The following is a 15,617-nucleotide window of genomic DNA, read 5'->3' as shown; positions in this document are numbered from 1 at the left end:
TCGGCTACTCCCCTGTCCGGCTGGGTGGAGCGTCGACCCGTTCGCCGACCGGCAGGCGCGCGCGGACCAGCCAGTGCCCGTCCGCCGGGCCGGCCGTCAGTGTCCCGCCCAGCAGCAGCACCCGCTCCCGCATGCCGTCCAGGCCGCGCCCGCCGTGCCCGCGCCGGCCGCCCGCGATCGCGTTGACCAGCTCGATCTCCAGCCCGTCCGGGCGTACGTCGGCGCGCAGGCGCACCGGGCCGCGGCCGTGCCGGGCGGCGTTGGTCAGCCCCTCCTGGACGATTCGGTAGCCCTCCCTGGAGACCACGGCGGGCAGGGCGGCGACCGCGCCGGTGACCCGGGACTCCACCGGCAGCCCGGCCGCCCGGGTGTCGGCGACCAGCCGGTCGAGCTGGGCGAGGGTGCGCTGGGGCGCGGTGGCGGCGGGCGTGCGCGACCCGTCGTCGGCCTCGCGGAGCAGGCCGAGCACGTGGTCCAGGTCGTCCGCCGCGTGCCGGCTGGTCTCCTCGATCGCGGCCAGCGCCCGGCGGGCGAACTCCGGGTCGCTGTCGAGCAGCTCGCGGGCCGCGCCGGCCTGGAGGGTGGCCACCGTGAGCGCGTGGCCGACGGAGTCGTGCAGCTCCCGGGCCAGCAGGTTCCGCTCGGCCAGCCGGGCGGCCCGCGCCTCCAGCGCCGCCACCCGCTCCCCCTGCGACGGGCCGAGCAGCGCCGGCGCCATCGAGGCGGCCAGCGCGCCCAGCCCGGCCACCGCGTAGCCGAGGGCGACCAGCGCCAGCAGCCCGGCCAGCGTCGACCAGCCGGGGTGACGCCCGGCCAGCGGCCCGAACTGGCCCGGGTCCGCGGGGCCGGCGGCGAGGCCGAACTGCCGGGCGACGAAGACCAGCGCCATCGGGAACGCGCTGATCAGCGCGAACATCAACAGCAGGCCGGCGCCCAGGTGGAGGGCGATCCAGAGCGCCGCGCGCAGCCGGGTCTCCCGGTCGATCCGGTGCCCGGCGGCCGGCTCCGGCAGGTCGACCCCGAGCAGCGCCCGGGCGGCCGCGATCTCCAGCGCGCGGCTGCCGTCCAGGAAGACGGGCACGGCGGCGATGGCGGCGGCCGGCGCCAACAGCAGCAGCACCAGCGGCCGGGGCACCTCGCCCCGGGCGAGCAGCTGGGTGAAGGCGGCGACGAGCAGCGCGTACGGCAGGGCGAGCACCCCGCCGAGCAGCAGGAACACGCCCCGCCGCCAGGTGCTGCCCCGCGTCAGCGGCGCCAGGAGGAGCCGGGTAGCCATCCCGCCATTGTCCCGCCGCCCCGCCCCGCCCGACTCCCCCGGGACGGGGAGATGCGCCGGTACGCGCTCAGCGATGCTCGTCGACGTACGCCTGCGGGTCCTTGTCCTGGAACCGCAGGTTGCGGCCGTTCTTGTGGTCGCCGTAGAAGGTCAGCCACCGGGCGCCCAGCTCGGCGCGGAGCTCGACGCCGGCGTGCCGGCGGAAGTCCGGCAGCGCCTCGTCCTCCTCCTCGGCAAGGTGCTCGCTGTTCTCCCGGCGGGCGGTCCAGACCGCCGCCCACCACGCGTCGGAGCCGACGGGATGCCGCTTCGACTCGGCGATCGCGTCGCGGATCTTGTTGTGGTCGCCGATCGCGTCGAGGGTCTCGTCCTCACCGTCGTCACCGTGCCGCACCAGGTGGGGGTAGAGGATGGTCTCCTCCGCCTCGGCGTGGACGTCCAGGTGCAGGGCCAGCGCCTCCCAGATCGCCAGCCGCTCGGCGTCGTCGCGGGCGTCGTCGAGCCGGGCGAAGCCGCGCCGGAACGCGGCGTGGTCGTCCATGATCAGTGCGGTGATGTCGTCCATCGGTCCTCACTTCCCCGCGCGGGCGCGGATCAACCCGGGTACCGCCGCGAGGCCGGTGACCGGGCGGAACGCGCGGGCGGCGGCGGCCAGGGCGGCGTACTCGTCGTCGGTGAGGTCGATCGCGGCGGCGGCCGCGTTGCGCTCCATCTGCTCCACGCCGGACGCGCCGGGGATGGCCACCACGTTCGGGTGGCGCAGCAGGTACGCCAGCGCGATCTGGCTGGGCGTCGCGTCGTGCGCGTCGGCCACCTCGCGCAGCGTCGCGATCAGCGCGGCGCCGCGTTCCAGGTTCTCGGGCAGGAAGTACGGGTTGGCCCGGCGCACCGCCCCGCTCGGGGCGTGCCTGGCGTCGTACCGCCCGGAGAGGAACCCCTGCGCGAGGGGGCTGTACGCGATGACGATCCGGCCGGCCTGCTCGGCGTACGGCAGCAGGTCCCGCTCGGGCCCACGGTCGATCATGCTGTACCGGACCTGGTTGCTCAGCACCCGCCGGCCCAGCGCGGCTTCGGCGAACCGCCAGCGGCGCAGGCTGTAGTTGCTCACCCCCACCTCGGCGACCAGGCCGACGTCCTGCAGCGCCCGCATGCCGGCCATCGTGGTGGTGTCGGGGACGACCGGGTTGGGCTGGTGCACCTGGTAGAGGTCGATGAGCGTGGCCCCGAGCCGCGCCGCCGAGGCGACCGCCCGCTGCTGCACCACCGGGGCGACCGGCAGCACCGGGAAGAGCTTGCTGGCGAGCACCACCTTGTCCCGGTCCGCGCCGAGCGCCGCCCCGAGGATCCGCTCGCTGCGGCCGAAGCCGTACAGCTCGGCGGTGTCGAAGAGGGTGACGCCCAGCTCCACCGCCCGCCGGACGACGTCCCCGGCGCGGCGCTCGTAGTCCGGGCCGTAGCCCCACTCCCGCGAGCCGAACTGCCAGGTGCCCAGACCGATCTTCGAGATCGGTTTCGGGGTGTCGAGCTGGACGAAGCGCATGGCACCGAACCTACCCGGACAAGCGGGACGACACGCCCGTTCGGGGCACGCGCGCGAGCGGCGGCGCGGCCGCCGCCCGCGCCGCCGGCGCCCGTACGCTGTGGATCGAGGCGGACCCGGGGGCCGAGGCCTTCTACCGGCACGTCGGCGCGGTGCCCGCCGGCACCTGCCTCTCCCCCTCCACCGGCCGCGCCCTGCCCCGCCTCCGCTACGACCTCTGATCGGCGCGTCGGATCGGGCGGGGCTAGGGTCGGGGCGTGACGTACCTGGCAGCGGACGACCGCTACGACACGATGACCTACCGGCGCAGCGGGCGCAGCGGCCTGCGGCTGCCGGCGATCACGTTGGGGCTGTGGCACAACTTCGGGCCGGACCGCCCCTTCGCGCGGCAGCGGGACATCGTCCTGCGCGCGTTCGACCTCGGCATCACCCACTTCGACCTGGCCAACAACTACGGCCCGCCGCCGGGCGCGGCGGAGGAGAACTTCGGCCGGCTGCTCGCCACGGACCTCAAGCCGTACCGGGACGAGCTGATCGTCTCCAGCAAGGCGGGGTACCTGATGTGGCCCGGCCCGTACGGCGAGTGGGGCTCGCGCAAGTACCTGATCTCCTCGCTGGACCAGTCGCTGCGCCGCCTCGGCCTGGACTACGTCGACGTCTTCTACTCGCACCGGTTCGACCCGGACACCCCGCTGGAGGAGACGATGGGCGCGCTGGACGCCGTCGTCCGCTCCGGCAAGGCCCTGTACGTCGGGATCTCCAACTACAGCTCCGAGCAGACCGAGCGGGCGGCCGCGATCCTGCGGGACCTGGGCACGCCGCTGCTGATCAACCAGCCGGCGTACTCGATGCTGAACCGCTGGACCGAGCGCGACCGCCTGCTGGACACCCTGGAGCGGGTCGGCGCCGGCTGCATCGCGTTCAGCCCGCTCGCCCAGGGGCTGCTCACCGACCGCTACCTGGGCGGCATCCCGGAGGACTCGCGGGTGCGCACGAGCGTCTTCCTCAACGAGCGCGACCTCGACGAGAAGAAGATGGCGACGATCCGGGCGCTCGGCGCGGTCGCCGAGCGGCGCGGCCAGTCCCTGGCCCAGCTCGCGCTGGCCTGGGCACTGCGCGACCCCCGGATGACCAGCCTGATCATCGGCGCGAGCAGCGTGGCACAACTGGAGGCGAACGTCGCCGCCCTGGACAACCTCGATCTCGACGCGGAGGAACTGGCCGAGATCGACGGCCTGCTGGGCTGAGCGCCGAGCCGAGCCGAGCCATGCTCGGCCTCAACTGGCATCCTGCTCCCGCTCTGACCGGCGCAGGGCCCCGGTCACCTCCGCCGCCACCTGCTCCGGCTCGGCCAGGCAGCGCCATGCCGGCACCCGGCGCACGAGTGTCGCGCCGCCGATGATGTCGAGCCCCGCGAGCACCTTGCGCAGCCCTCGCCCGTCCGAGTCGCCCGCCGGATCGTCGACGACGACGGCCAGCTCGACGTCCGCGCGCCGTGCCATCAGGTCGGCGGTCCGCCCGGCTACGGCGACGTCCCGCCGTACGGCCAGGCCGGCGTCCCGCAGGGCGCGGTGCAGCCGGTCGGCGGGCACCGCGGTGGTTTCCGGCGCGGCGTCGGTGGCCTCGCGGCCGAGGGCCAGGGCCGCGAGCAGCCCACGCTGCCCCGACCACCAGGAACGGTCCCCGACCACGACGAGTTGGGAGCGGGCCCGGGTGATGGCGACGTTCCAGAGGTTGGTCTCGTGCACGAGCCAGCCCCGCGTATGGTCCGGTATCCCGTACGCGCCGACCGGCGACACGACCATGATGTCCCGCTCGCTGCCCTGGAACTTGTGGATGGTCGCGCAGAGCAGGTTGTCGGTGAGGGCGGCGGCGCGCAGGGCCCCGGCCAGGCGGCGCTGGTGCGCGGCGAGCGGCGTGACCACACCGATCGAGGCGTCGGGGTGGGCCGCGCGCAGGTGCGTCACCTCGGCGACGACGGCGTCGATCTCGACCTGGTTGTACCCGCCGGAGCCGCTCGTGCCCCGGCTGAACTGTCCGGAGACGTCCCGCCAGCGCACGGCCGGCTCGGCCGGGGCGGCCAACCGGGCCGGGTCGGTGAGCACCGCGAGTCGGCCCTGGTAGAGCTCCCGGTTCGGCACCGCGATGATGTCTGGGTGGCACCGGTAGTGCTCGTCGAGCAGGTATGTCGCGCCTGCGGCGGCGGCAAACGCCTCGTACGCCGAGTGCCCGGTGTAGGTCAGCCGACGGTCGCCAAGCCACTCGCCGCTCAGGCCGGCGCGGCTGCGCTCGGCGACGTCGTCGGCCTCCGGCAGGGGCACAACGGGCGCGAGCTGCCGTGGGTCCCCGATCAGCAGCGCCCGTTTGGCGCGGTAGAGCATGGGCAGGACATCGGGGATGGCGCACTGCGCCGCCTCGTCGATCACCACGAGGTCATACATCGCTGGGCTCGGCCGTAGCCGCCGGGCGGACAGCGCGGTCACCGCCCAGCCCGGCAGCACCCGCAGCAACTCGGGGAAGTGCAACCAGGTGTTCGGCTGCGGCTTGGCCATCTCGTCGGCCCGGTCCTGCAACAGGCGCGCGCCCACGGCGACCCGCTGGGCGATCTGCGCCCGCAGCAGCTCGACGCTGCGGGCGGGGCGCTCAGCGTTGACCAGCTCGACGAGCCGCCGCCACGACGCATCGGCGTCGGGCAGCGCCGCAAGGCGGCCTCGCCGCTCCCGCCAGCGCAGCTCGATCGCCGCCCGTCCGGCCAGCGCCTCGACCGCCTTCCGGTCGCCGATCTGGTACGACCGCAGCCGCCACCGGTACCACCACCCGAGCCACCGGCTGACCAGCGCACGGTCGGTCAGGTGGACGAGCCGCCTCAGCGCCGCCTCGTCGCTCGGTAGCGGGGGCACGCCGACCTCACGGGCCTCGTCACGCTCGACGGCCAGCTCGGCGAGGTCACGTTCGAGCAGCCGCCGCTCGTCCAGCGCCGCGCGGAGGTCACCAAGCTCGTCGCCGAGCAGACGCAGCTCGTGCAGCGGGGTACGGTCGTCCGGCAGGGCGCCCCGCCCCGTCGACGGATAGGCGGCGAGGATGTCCGCGAGGTGCTTCGGCTCCTGCTGGCGATGCTCCTTGTTGCCGGTACGCAGCAGCAGTCCCGGCCCGACCAGCTCGGCGACCCGGCCGAGCACCGAGTCCACCGCCTGGTTGCTGGTAGAGCCAATCAGCACGCTCTGGCCGGCGGCGGTGGCGGTCGCCAGCAGGGCGGTGACCAGCTGACTCTTGCCGGTGCCCGGAGGCCCCTGGGCGACGGTCAGCCGCTGCGACATCGCCGCCTGGATGATCTCCTCCTGCGCCTCGTTCGCGGCGCTCAGCGCGACCGTCACGATCGGCTTCGGCGACGCCTCACCCGGGCGGGCCGCCAGCGCGCCCAGCGCCGTCCGCTCGATGAGCTGCGGGTTCCTGACCATCGCGCGCAGGTCGTCGACGAGCTGTCGCTGCGGCGCGTCGCCGGTGTCCACGGAGTACAGCATCGCCGCGTTCTGCACCCCGTCGCGCGGCCCGGGCCGGATGGTGCCGACGAGCTGCCTCGTGTCGAGCTCGACCACCGGGTTCAGCCCGAACGTCTTCATCAGCACGTCCACGGTGGCGACGAGGGCGTCGGGGTCCCCGGGGGTGAACACCTGCTCGACCCGCTGCCCCAGCTCGTCGGCCTCGACCTCGGAGAGCTGGAACAGGTCGACGAGCGCCGGGGCGGGGCGGGGCGCAGCGGCGTGCAGCACGTTGTCCACGCCGACGGTGACGTCGCACACCAGCAGCGGTGCGAGCCGCAGCGACTGCTGGCGATGGGGCCGGACGGCAACGACCGGATAGCCGTACTGCAACTCCCGTCCGTCGGTGCGGGCTCGCTCGGCGAGCCGGGCAGCCGCACCGTTCAGCGTGACGGGGGCACCCGAGGTGAAGACGCCCTCGGCCCCGGCCGGGGCGGCGACGTACGTCGTGGTCGCCTTGGGGTCGATGAACGACTGCAACACGGTGGACCGCCGCATGCAGTTGACGTAGTACGTGATCAGCCGACGCCACTGGTCGGCATCGAACGGGGCCTCGTCCGCCGGGGGCGCCATGGTGACCGTGGCCTGTCGGGCCGCGGCCGGGGAGCCGGGCACCGTCACCAACCTGATCGGTTCGGTGACGCCCTCGCTCGACTCGAGCGGGCCGTGCTGGCGGCGGCGGGCCATCTCGGTCAGGGCGTACCGGGACAGGTCGTTGGTGGTGATCCAGCCGTCGTCCGACACGCCCCGCGCCGCGCCGCTGAGGCCGGCGAGCAGCACCTCCGTGAAGACCGACGGCCGGTCGGGGCCCTGCGCCTTCGACGCCTTCATGTGGTCGCTGGAGGCCAGCGTGAAGGTGCCGCGCTCCCGCCTGGCCCGCCGGGGCTCCTCGCGAACCCCACCCCGAAACCGGTGCCGGGCCGTAAACGCCCCGGAGTAGCAGCAGTCCAGCAGAACGACCTTCTGGCTGGCACTGGTGATGTTGAGCAGGTGCCGCAGCATGCCGTCCATGTCGAACGCGGTCGCGTGCAACTGCCCGCACACCGTGTCGGTCGCTGCGAGGAACAGGGACTGCCGGTCGTCGTGCAGCACCCCGTGCCCGGAGTAGTAGAGCAACGCGAGGTCACCCCGGCGCCGGGCGCCGTAGAACTCCTCGACGACCTGCCGCAGGTGCGCCACCGGCAGGTCCAGCTCGGGGCGCACGGTGTCGAACTCGCCCGCGCCGTCCAGCAGCGCCTTGAGCTGTGCCACGTCTTGACGTACGGAGGGAAGGGGTTGCAGCTCTCGGTCGGCGTGGCAGGTCGTCGTTCCGAGCAGCAGGGCGTGCCGCCCCATCAGTTACCTGCCTTGTCGATTGCGGCCTGCACCGTCCTGATCAGCTCGTCGGTCTGGGCGCGGGTGGCCCGGTCGATAGTCAGCTCGATGTCACCGACCCGCAGGTGCACCCGCCGACCGGCGTTGCGTTGCAGGAAGGCCAGCACCACGTCGACCAGCGCCTGAACGTAGCCGGGGTCGGCACCGGCGAGCACCGTCACCGTCCCGAGCACCAGCTCGCCGGCGCCCTTGGCGTCCGGGTCGGTGACCGGTCGTTCCAACCGCCGCACCTCGCCGATGTCGCGCAGGTCGTCGGCCAGCTCCTCGGTGAGCTGATCGAGGACGAACTCGTCGTCGTCGGCGATCGTCGTGAACTCGATCCGGACAAGGACGTCAGACACCCAGCCTCCTTCGTCGCGCACAGCGCCGATCAGGTTACGGAGGCAACGGTCTGCGTAGCTATGTCTGTCGGCTATCCGATCGATCATCCATTAGCGACTAATCGCGATCGGCGCATGCCCTGCGCGTTCGCATCCAAAGTGGAGGTTCGTCTAGTCTTGGCCCCTGCCGTATGGAGCATCCACCCATATTGGCGACGCCCACAGAGGACGGTCGGAGGAGCACCCGGATGACCACGACCACGGACGCGCCGCCGGCCCCAGGGCAGCTCGTCACGGTACGCAACCGCCGCTGGGTCGTCGCCGACGTGCACAACAGCGAGGTGGCCAGCGGCGACCCCCACGTCTTCACCGCCAAGGCCCCGCGCCTCGTCACCCTGGTCAGCATCGAGGACGACGCCCGCGACGAGGAGTTGCGGGTGGTCTGGGAACTGGAGCCCGGACGGCTGGTACACGACACCACGACGCTGCCAGACCCGCGGCGCGGCTTCGACGACCCCGCGCAGTTGGACGCCTTCCTCGACGCCGTCCGCTGGGGCGCCATCGCCTCGGCCGACCGGACGGCCTTGCAGGCGCCGTTCCGTTCCGGCGTCGAGATCGACGACTACCAGCTCGATCCGGTGGTGCGGGCGCTCTCGATGCCTCGCACCAACCTGCTGATCGCCGACGACGTCGGGCTCGGCAAGACCATCGAGGCCGGCCTGGTGATGCAGGAGCTGATGCTGCGCCACCGCGCCCGTACGATGATGATCGTCTGCCCGGCGGGGTTGACCCGGCAGTGGCGCGACGAGATGCGCGACAAGTTCGGCCTCGACTTCCGCATCGTCGACGCGACCCTGTTGCGGGAGCTACGCCGCTCCCGCGGCCTCTACGCCAACCCGTGGACACACTACCCGCGGCTCATCGTCAGCGTCGACTGGCTCAAGCGGGACCGGCCGTTGCGGCTGCTGCGCGAGGTGCTGCCGGCCGCGCCCCGCTACCCGCGCGCGTTTGACCTGCTCGTGGTGGACGAGGTGCACACGTGCGCGCCGTCCGGCCGGGGCCGGTACGCCGTCGACTCGCAGCGCACCCGGGCGATCCGTGCCCTCGCCCCGCACTGCGAGCACCGGCTCTTCCTCTCCGCCACTCCGCACAACGGCTTCACCGAGTCGTTCACAGCGCTGCTGGAGCTGCTCGACGACCAGCGGTTCGCCCGAGGCGTCAAGCCGAGCGACGAGCAGTTGGCCCGGGTGATGGTGCGCCGGCTCAAGAGCGAGCTGCCGCCGAGGTGGGACGGCACCCCCCGCTTCCCGGTGCGCCACCTCGACTATTTGGAGGTCGACCACCCGTCCGCCGAGCGGCACGCCCACGAGCTGCTCAACCGATACGCGGCCAGCCGCCGGGCGCGCGCCGACGGCCGGGCCGGCGAGATCGCCGCCGACTTCGTCACGACCCTGCTCAAGCGGCGGCTCTTCTCTTCGCCGAAGGCGTTCGCGGAGACAGTCGACACCCACCTGGCGACCATGACCGCCCGGGACGACGCCGTCCGCCCGGCGGGTGCGGCGGAGCGGGCCGCCGAGGAGAAGGTCCTGCAACCGGTGATCGACCGGCTGGCGGAGACGGCCGAGGACGACGACGCGTACGGCACCGCCGAGGCGGACGCCCTGACCACGGTTCGGCACTACGCGGCGCCGCTGTCGGCCGAGGAGCGCGCCATCCTGGAGGAGCTGCGCACCTGGGCCCGCGCGGCGGAGGACCGGCCGGACGCCAAGTTCGCCGCGCTGCGCCGCTGGCTGGACCCGATCGTGCGGCCCGGCGGCGAGTGGCAGCCCGAGCGCGTCATCATCTTCACCGAGTACCGCGACACCCAACGCTGGCTGCACGACCGGCTGATCGGCGCGGGTTACCCGGCGGAGCGGATCGCCCTGCTGCACGGCGGCCAGGACCCGGAGGAGCGGGAGCGCGTCAAGAACGTCTTCACCGAGCACCCCGACCTCGACCCGGTGCGCGTCCTGCTCGCCACCGACGCCGCCAGCGAGGGCATCAACCTGCAACGGCACTGTCACCGCCTGCTGCACTGGGAGATTCCCTGGAATCCCAACCGCCTGGAGCAGCGCAACGGGCGGATCGACCGGCGCGGCCAGCGCGCCGCCCGCGTCGAGGTGCTGCACTTCGTGCCGGCCGGCTGGCGGGGGGTCGACTACGCCACCGGCTCGCTGGAGGACGAGCTGGCGTTTCTGCGGCTGGCGGTGGAGAAGGTCGAGGCGATCCGCACCGACCTGGGCAGCGCCGGTGATGTGATCGCCGCCCAGATCGAGCAGAAGATGACGGGCCGGCGGACCGACTGGCAGGTCACCGACGCCGAGATCGACCGGCGTGCCAGCCGTGCCCGGCTGCGGGTGGAGCGTGACCTGGCCCGGGACCTGCACCGGCTCACCGAGGCGTTGAAGGGCAGCCGGGCCGCGCTGAATCTCACCCCCGCCACGGTGGAGCGGGTGGTCCGCACCGGGCTGCGCCTGGCCCACCGCCGGGACCTCATCGACGCGCCGGCTCCGCCCGACGCGTCCGGCCGCTGGTTCCGGCTGCCTGAGTTGCCCGGTGCGTGGGCCGCCGCCCGCAACGACGGGCTGCTGCATTCGGTCACGGGCGTCGAGCGGCCGGTCACCTTCGATCCGGACGCGGTGGTGGGGCGCACCGACGTGGTGCTGCTGCACCTCGGGCACCAGCTGGTGCAGATGTGCCTGCGCCTGCTCCGCGCCGAGCTGTGGGCCCAGGCTCGGGCCGGCGCCGGCGCCGGTGGCGCGCGGCTCAGCCGGGTCACCGCCCGGGTGGTTCCCGGCGACCTGCTGCGCACACCGGCGCTGGTGGCCCACGGCCGGGTGGTGATCACCGGGGCGGAGGGCACCCGGCTGCACGAGGAGATCGTCGTCGCCGGTGGCCCGATCGAGGGTGGCCGGCTCACCCGCGCGCGCCAGGAGGAGTTGGAGGCGCTGCTCGCCGCCGCCACCGACGAGGTGCCCGCCGAGCGGGTGCGGCAGAGCCTGACCGAGTTGTGGCCGCGGCTGCACGAGCCGCTGGCCCGCGCCCTGGGCAACCGCGCCGACCAGCGCGCCCGCAGCCTGCACGGGCTGCTCGCCCGGCGCTGCGCGGAGGAGGTCGCGGCGATCGACACCGTCCTGACCGAGCTGGCGGCCTCGATTGAGAGCAAGCTCGCCGACGAGCCGCACTGGGAGCAGCCAACCCTCTTCGCCGTCGAGCGGGAGCAGTTGCACGCCGACCGAGACGCGCTGTACGCCCGGCTGCGCGACATCCCGGCGCAGCGCGAGCGGGAGACCGAGGCCCTGCGCCGCCGCTACGCCGACCCGACGCCCCGCTGGTTCCCGGCCGCCGTCACGTTCCTGGCCCCCGTGTCCCTGGCCCGAGGTGACCGCTGATGCCCGCCGTCCCCCGCCAGTCCCGAGGCACGTCCGGCCGGACCGGTGCCGGGGCGGCCGGCCGCGCGGCTGGCCGCCCGCCCCGACCGCCCGCGCAGCGGATCGACGAGCAGCACGCCGAGTGGCTGGGCCTGCTGCGCCCCGAGGGCCCCTTCCTGACCGTGCCGGTGCTGGTCGAGGCGCTGCCGCACGGGCTGGACACCGTGCCCGAGGAGGTCCGCGACCGCGTCCGCCGGGGTTGGGCGGAGGTGCGGGAGGCCCCCGACCTGCTCGGTCCAGCCTGGGTCGAGCTGATCCTCGGCGAGCTGCTGGGCTATCCGGACAGCGCCCGCGACGCGGGGGTCGCCGAGGCCGGTGGTGACGGCTTCCGACCGGACGTAGTGCTGTCCGGCCCGCGGCCCGGCGGCGGGCGGGCTGCCCGGCTGCACGTGCACCGCCTGCCCTTCGGCACCTCGCTCACCGCCGCCCGGGGCAGCCGGCCGGCCCCGACCGAGCAGGCCGCGCAGATGTGCCGGGACGCCGACGTGCCGGTGGCCCTGGTGACCAACGGGCAGCACTGGGCGCTGGTGCACGCCCGCCGCAGCGAGGCCACCGGGGTGGGCGTCTTCGACGCCGACCTGTGGCTGGAGGAGCCCGTGCTGCTGCGGGCCTTCGCCACGCTGCTCACCGCGTCCCGGGTGCTCCTGCCGCCGACCGACGCCGACGGCCGCCCGTCGACCAGCCTCGCCGGGCTGTTCGCCCGCAGCGCGGAGGCGTTCGCCCAGATCACCACCACGCTCGGCGACCAGGTGCGTCGGGCGGTGGAGCTCTTCGTGGGCGAGCTGGCCCGGCTGGACCGGGAGTCCGAGGGGATGCTGCTCGGCAAGGTCAGCGACCGGGACATCTACCGGGGCGCGCTGACCGTGCTCATGCGGCTGGTCTTCCTGCTGTACGCCGAGGAGCAGCGGCTGCTGCCGGTGGCCGACCCGCTGTACGCGCAGGCGTACGCGGCGTCCACCCTGCACGGCCAGCTCGGCGTGGTGCGGGATCTGCACGGCGAGGAGGTGGGCGACCGGCGTACCGCCGCATGGCCCCGGCTGCTGGCCCTCTTCGCCGCGGTGCACGACGGCTGCGAGCACCCCGACCTGCGCATTCCCGCCCACGGCGGGTCGCTGTTCGATCTGCGGCGGTTCCCGTGGCTGGCCGACGCGGCGGTCACCGACCGGGTGGTGTTCGAGATGCTAGACGCCCTGCTGGTGCTCCGGCATCGGGGTCGGGCGGCCGAACAGCTCAGCTACTCCAGCCTCGGCGTGGAGCAGCTCGGGCACGTCTACGAGGGCCTGCTGGAGTTCTCCTGCATGCGGGTACGGGAGCCGTACGTCGGTCTGCTCGGCAGGCGGGAGCCGGAGCTGCCGCTGGCCGAGCTGGAGGCCGTGACCGCGCGGGGCGAGGCGGAGCTGCGCGCGTGGCTGGTCGACCGCTGCGGCCTGACCGCCCGGCAGGCGGACGCCGCCCTGGCGCGGACGCCCGCGCCGCACCAGCGCGCCGCGCTGCATGCGGCCTGCGACAACGACGCCGACCTGGCCGATCGGGTACGCCCGTACTGGGGGCTGCTCCGCACCGACCTGCGCGGCCTGCCCACGGTCTTTCCGGCCGACTCGGTGCTGTTCACCCAGGTCGACGACCGGCGCAACACGGGCACCCACTACACCCCGCGCGAGCTGGCCGACGAGGTGGTCCGGCACACCCTCGCCCCGCTCTGCTTCGCCCCCGGCCCGGCGCAGGGCGTCACCGACGAGGGGGTGTGGCGGGCGAAGACCGCCGACGAGCTGCTGCGGCTGAGGGTGCTCGACCCGGCGATGGGCTCCGGGGCGTTCCTGGTGGCGGCCTGCCGCTATCTCGCCGAGGTGGTGGTGCGGGCCTGGCAGCGCGACGGGCTCCCCGCCGCGCTCTCCGAGCTGGCCAACGGCAACCCGGACCGGGAGGACCTGCTGCTCGCGGCCCGCCGGCTGGTCGCCGCCCGCTGCCTGTTCGGGGTGGACCGCGACGACATGGCCGTGGAGCTGGCGAAGCTGTCGCTGTGGCTGGTGACCCTGGCCAAGGGCAGGCCGTTCGGCTTCCTCGACCACGCCCTGCGGCACGGCGATTCCCTGGTCGGGCTCACCTCGCTCGACCAGCTCACCGCGTTCCACCTTGACCCGGAGGTGGGCCGCTTCCAGCACAGCCGCTTCTTCGGCGACCTGGTCGACCGGCTGCACCGGACCGTGGAGGAGATGACCGAGCTGCGCGAGTCGATCGGCGCGACCGTGGTGGAGGACACCCGGGACGCCGCCGACAAGGCCGCGAAGCTCGACGAGGTCGAGCACCTGGGCCGGGGCCTGCGGCTGGCCGCCGACGCGGTGGTGGGCGCGGCGCTCGCCACCGCCGTCCGCCCTCAGAGCCGCCCGTGGGACCCGCAGGACGACACCGACGACCCCGACAGGAAGTACGACGACCGCCTGCTCGGCATCAGCGACGAGGTGCACGACCTGCTCGACCGGCCGGGCGACTCGGAGCTGGAGCGGCAGGTCGCCATGACGGTGGTGGAGTGGCTGCGCGGCTCCCGGCCGGAGCCGGTCCGGCCGCTGCACTGGCCGCTAGAGTTTCCCGAGGTAGTCAACCGGGGCGGCTTCGACGCGGTGATCGGCAACCCGCCGTTCGTCGGCGGCCAGCGCCTCACGGGGGCGATTGGGCCGGACGTGCGCGAGTACCTGGTCGAGCGGATCGGCCGGGGCAAGCGCGGCAGCGCCGACCTGTGCTCCTACTTCCTGCTGCGCAATCTCAGCGTCACCGGCCGGGGCCGGGTGGGCATCATCGCCACCAACACGATCGCCCAGGGCGACACCCGCGAGGTCGGGCTTGACCAGGTGCTCGACATGGGCTGGACGGTGTACCGGGCGAACAAGTCGCAGCCCTGGCCGGGCACCGCCTCTCTGGAGGTGTCGCTGCTCTGGGTCGGCCACGCCGCCGAGGGCGAGCAGCCGATCCTCGACGGCCGCCCAGTGCCCGGCATCACGCCGTCGTTGGACGCCCGCTCCCGGGTCACCGGAAAGCCGCACCGCCTGGCTGCCAACGCCGACCAGTCGTTCCAGGGAGCCAACCTTGTCGGCAAGGGCTTCCTGCTGGATCCGGAGCAGGCGCAGGCGTTGATCGTGAAGGACACGCGCAACAAGGACGTGCTTTTTCCTTACCTCAACGGCGAGGACCTGAACGGCCGCCCCGACTGCTCGGCCAGCCGCTGGGTCGTCAACTTTCACGACTGGACCCTCGAACACGCCCAGGAATACCCCGACTGCTTCAAAATCGTGAAGCGCGAGGTGAAGCCGTTCCGGGAGAAGAACAACCGGAAGGTATACCGCGACTACTGGTGGCAGTTCGGCGAGAAGCGGCCCGCGATGCAGAAGGCGATCAATGGGCTCGACCGTGTGCTCGTCATCGCGCTTGTCAGCAAGACCGGGCTGCCGGTGTTCGTGCCGACGGGACAGGTCTTCTCCCACATGCTCGGTGTTTTCGCCACCAATCGGGCGGAGAACCTCGCCGCGCTCTCCAGCAACGTCCACTTCGCGTGGTGGACGACGAAGGGCGAATCGAGTCTTCGATCCGACCCTCGTTACACGCCATCGGACGGGTTCGAGACCTTCCCGCAGCCCGAGTCGACCGAACGGATGGCGCGGGTCGGGGCAGAGCTGGACTCGTACCGGCGATCGGTGATGCTGGGGCGGGAGCTGGGGCTGACGAAGCTCTACAACCTGATCCACGACGAGCAGGTGACCAGCGCCGACATCCGCCGCCTGCGGGAGATCCACGTCGAGATCGACGAGGCGGTGGCCGAGGCGTACGGCTTCAACGTGCCGCTCGGGCATGGGTTCCACCAGACCCGACAGGGCGTCCGGTACACCATCGACCCGTCCGCCCAGGTCGACATCCTGGACCTGCTGCTCGAACTCAACCACCAGCGCCACCGGGAAGAGGAGCTACACCGGCTGCGAAACGGCATCCGGCGGACACCCCGGAAGAAGACCAGAACCGTGCCGCGCCCTCGATCCCCCGAGCCCTCGGCATCGTCGGAGCCCGCACTGGACGACGGCCTCTTCCCTCTCCCCGACGCCCTCTTCTGAG

8 protein-coding genes are annotated in these 15,617 nt (G+C 73.4%); 3 read left to right on the top strand and 5 right to left on the bottom strand.

Going from position 1 to position 15,617, the window contains the following annotated elements:
* Positions 1-4 precede the first annotated feature (4 nt).
* The 3 genes from ABGB16_RS15295 to ABGB16_RS15285 all read right to left on the bottom strand — a co-directional run bounded on the left by ABGB16_RS15295 (position 5) and on the right by ABGB16_RS15285 (position 2,816).
* The gene (locus ABGB16_RS15295; protein WP_347668705.1) at positions 5-1,276 is read right to left on the bottom strand and encodes a histidine kinase; all 1,272 of its coding nucleotides are present in this window, start codon (positions 1,274-1,276) and stop codon (positions 5-7) included.
* Between the two features lie 67 nt (positions 1,277-1,343).
* On the bottom strand, positions 1,344-1,841 hold the full coding sequence (locus ABGB16_RS15290) for a hemerythrin domain-containing protein (protein WP_347668704.1): 498 nt from the start codon (positions 1,839-1,841) through the stop codon (positions 1,344-1,346).
* A gap of 6 nt (positions 1,842-1,847) precedes the next feature.
* Complete coding sequence (locus ABGB16_RS15285) at positions 1,848-2,816, bottom strand: aldo/keto reductase (RefSeq protein ID WP_347668703.1); 969 nt, start codon at positions 2,814-2,816, stop codon at positions 1,848-1,850.
* A gap of 257 nt (positions 2,817-3,073) precedes the next feature.
* Here ABGB16_RS15285 and mgrA point away from each other — a divergent pair, with 257 nt between their 5' ends.
* A complete protein-coding gene (gene mgrA / locus ABGB16_RS15280) occupies positions 3,074-4,063 on the top strand; it encodes an L-glyceraldehyde 3-phosphate reductase (RefSeq protein WP_347668702.1) in 990 nt (329 codons plus the stop codon).
* A gap of 30 nt (positions 4,064-4,093) precedes the next feature.
* Here the strand turns inward: mgrA and ABGB16_RS15275 are convergent, their stop codons facing one another.
* Both ABGB16_RS15275 and ABGB16_RS15270 read right to left on the bottom strand, forming a co-directional pair.
* Positions 4,094-7,690: an AAA domain-containing protein gene (locus ABGB16_RS15275; protein WP_347668701.1), complete on the bottom strand. Its 3,597-nt coding sequence runs from the start codon at positions 7,688-7,690 to the stop codon at positions 4,094-4,096.
* Positions 7,690-8,070, bottom strand: coding sequence for a hypothetical protein (locus tag ABGB16_RS15270; RefSeq protein ID WP_347668700.1), 381 nt, complete (start codon positions 8,068-8,070; stop codon positions 7,690-7,692). Before ABGB16_RS15270 ends, ABGB16_RS15275 begins: the two co-directional genes overlap by 1 nt.
* 227 nt (positions 8,071-8,297) lie before the next feature.
* On the opposite strand from ABGB16_RS15270, the gene drmD reads away from it, so the two are divergent.
* Positions 8,298-11,480 (top strand): DISARM system SNF2-like helicase DrmD, encoded by a 3,183-nt coding sequence (gene drmD, locus ABGB16_RS15265; RefSeq protein ID WP_347668699.1) that lies wholly within the window; start codon positions 8,298-8,300, stop codon positions 11,478-11,480.
* Entirely contained in the window at positions 11,480-15,616 is a 4,137-nt protein-coding gene (locus ABGB16_RS15260) for a DNA methyltransferase (protein ID WP_347668698.1), read from the top strand. The genes drmD and ABGB16_RS15260 overlap by 1 nt, the downstream gene beginning before the upstream one ends.
* Position 15,617 lies beyond the last annotated feature (1 nt).

It is taken from the genome of Micromonospora sp. B11E3, from assembly GCF_039871625.1.
Taxonomy (GTDB): domain Bacteria; phylum Actinomycetota; class Actinomycetes; order Mycobacteriales; family Micromonosporaceae; genus Micromonospora.
The sequence above is the reverse complement of the archived record's forward strand: the minus strand, read 5'-3'. Positions and strand labels throughout refer to the sequence as shown.

Excerpts from the sequence above, each read along its gene's own strand:
- ABGB16_RS15295 (WP_347668705.1), bottom strand. The coding sequence starts at position 1,276 with ATGGCTACCCGGCTCCTCCTGGCGCCGCTGACGCGGGGCAGCACCTGG.
- ABGB16_RS15290 (WP_347668704.1), bottom strand. The coding sequence starts at position 1,841 with ATGGACGACATCACCGCACTGATCATGGACGACCACGCCGCGTTCCGG.
- ABGB16_RS15285 (WP_347668703.1), bottom strand. The coding sequence starts at position 2,816 with ATGCGCTTCGTCCAGCTCGACACCCCGAAACCGATCTCGAAGATCGGT.
- ABGB16_RS15275 (WP_347668701.1), bottom strand. The coding sequence starts at position 7,690 with ATGGGGCGGCACGCCCTGCTGCTCGGAACGACGACCTGCCACGCCGAC.
- drmD (WP_347668699.1), top strand. The coding sequence starts at position 8,298 with ATGACCACGACCACGGACGCGCCGCCGGCCCCAGGGCAGCTCGTCACG.
- ABGB16_RS15260 (WP_347668698.1), top strand. The coding sequence starts at position 11,480 with ATGCCCGCCGTCCCCCGCCAGTCCCGAGGCACGTCCGGCCGGACCGGT.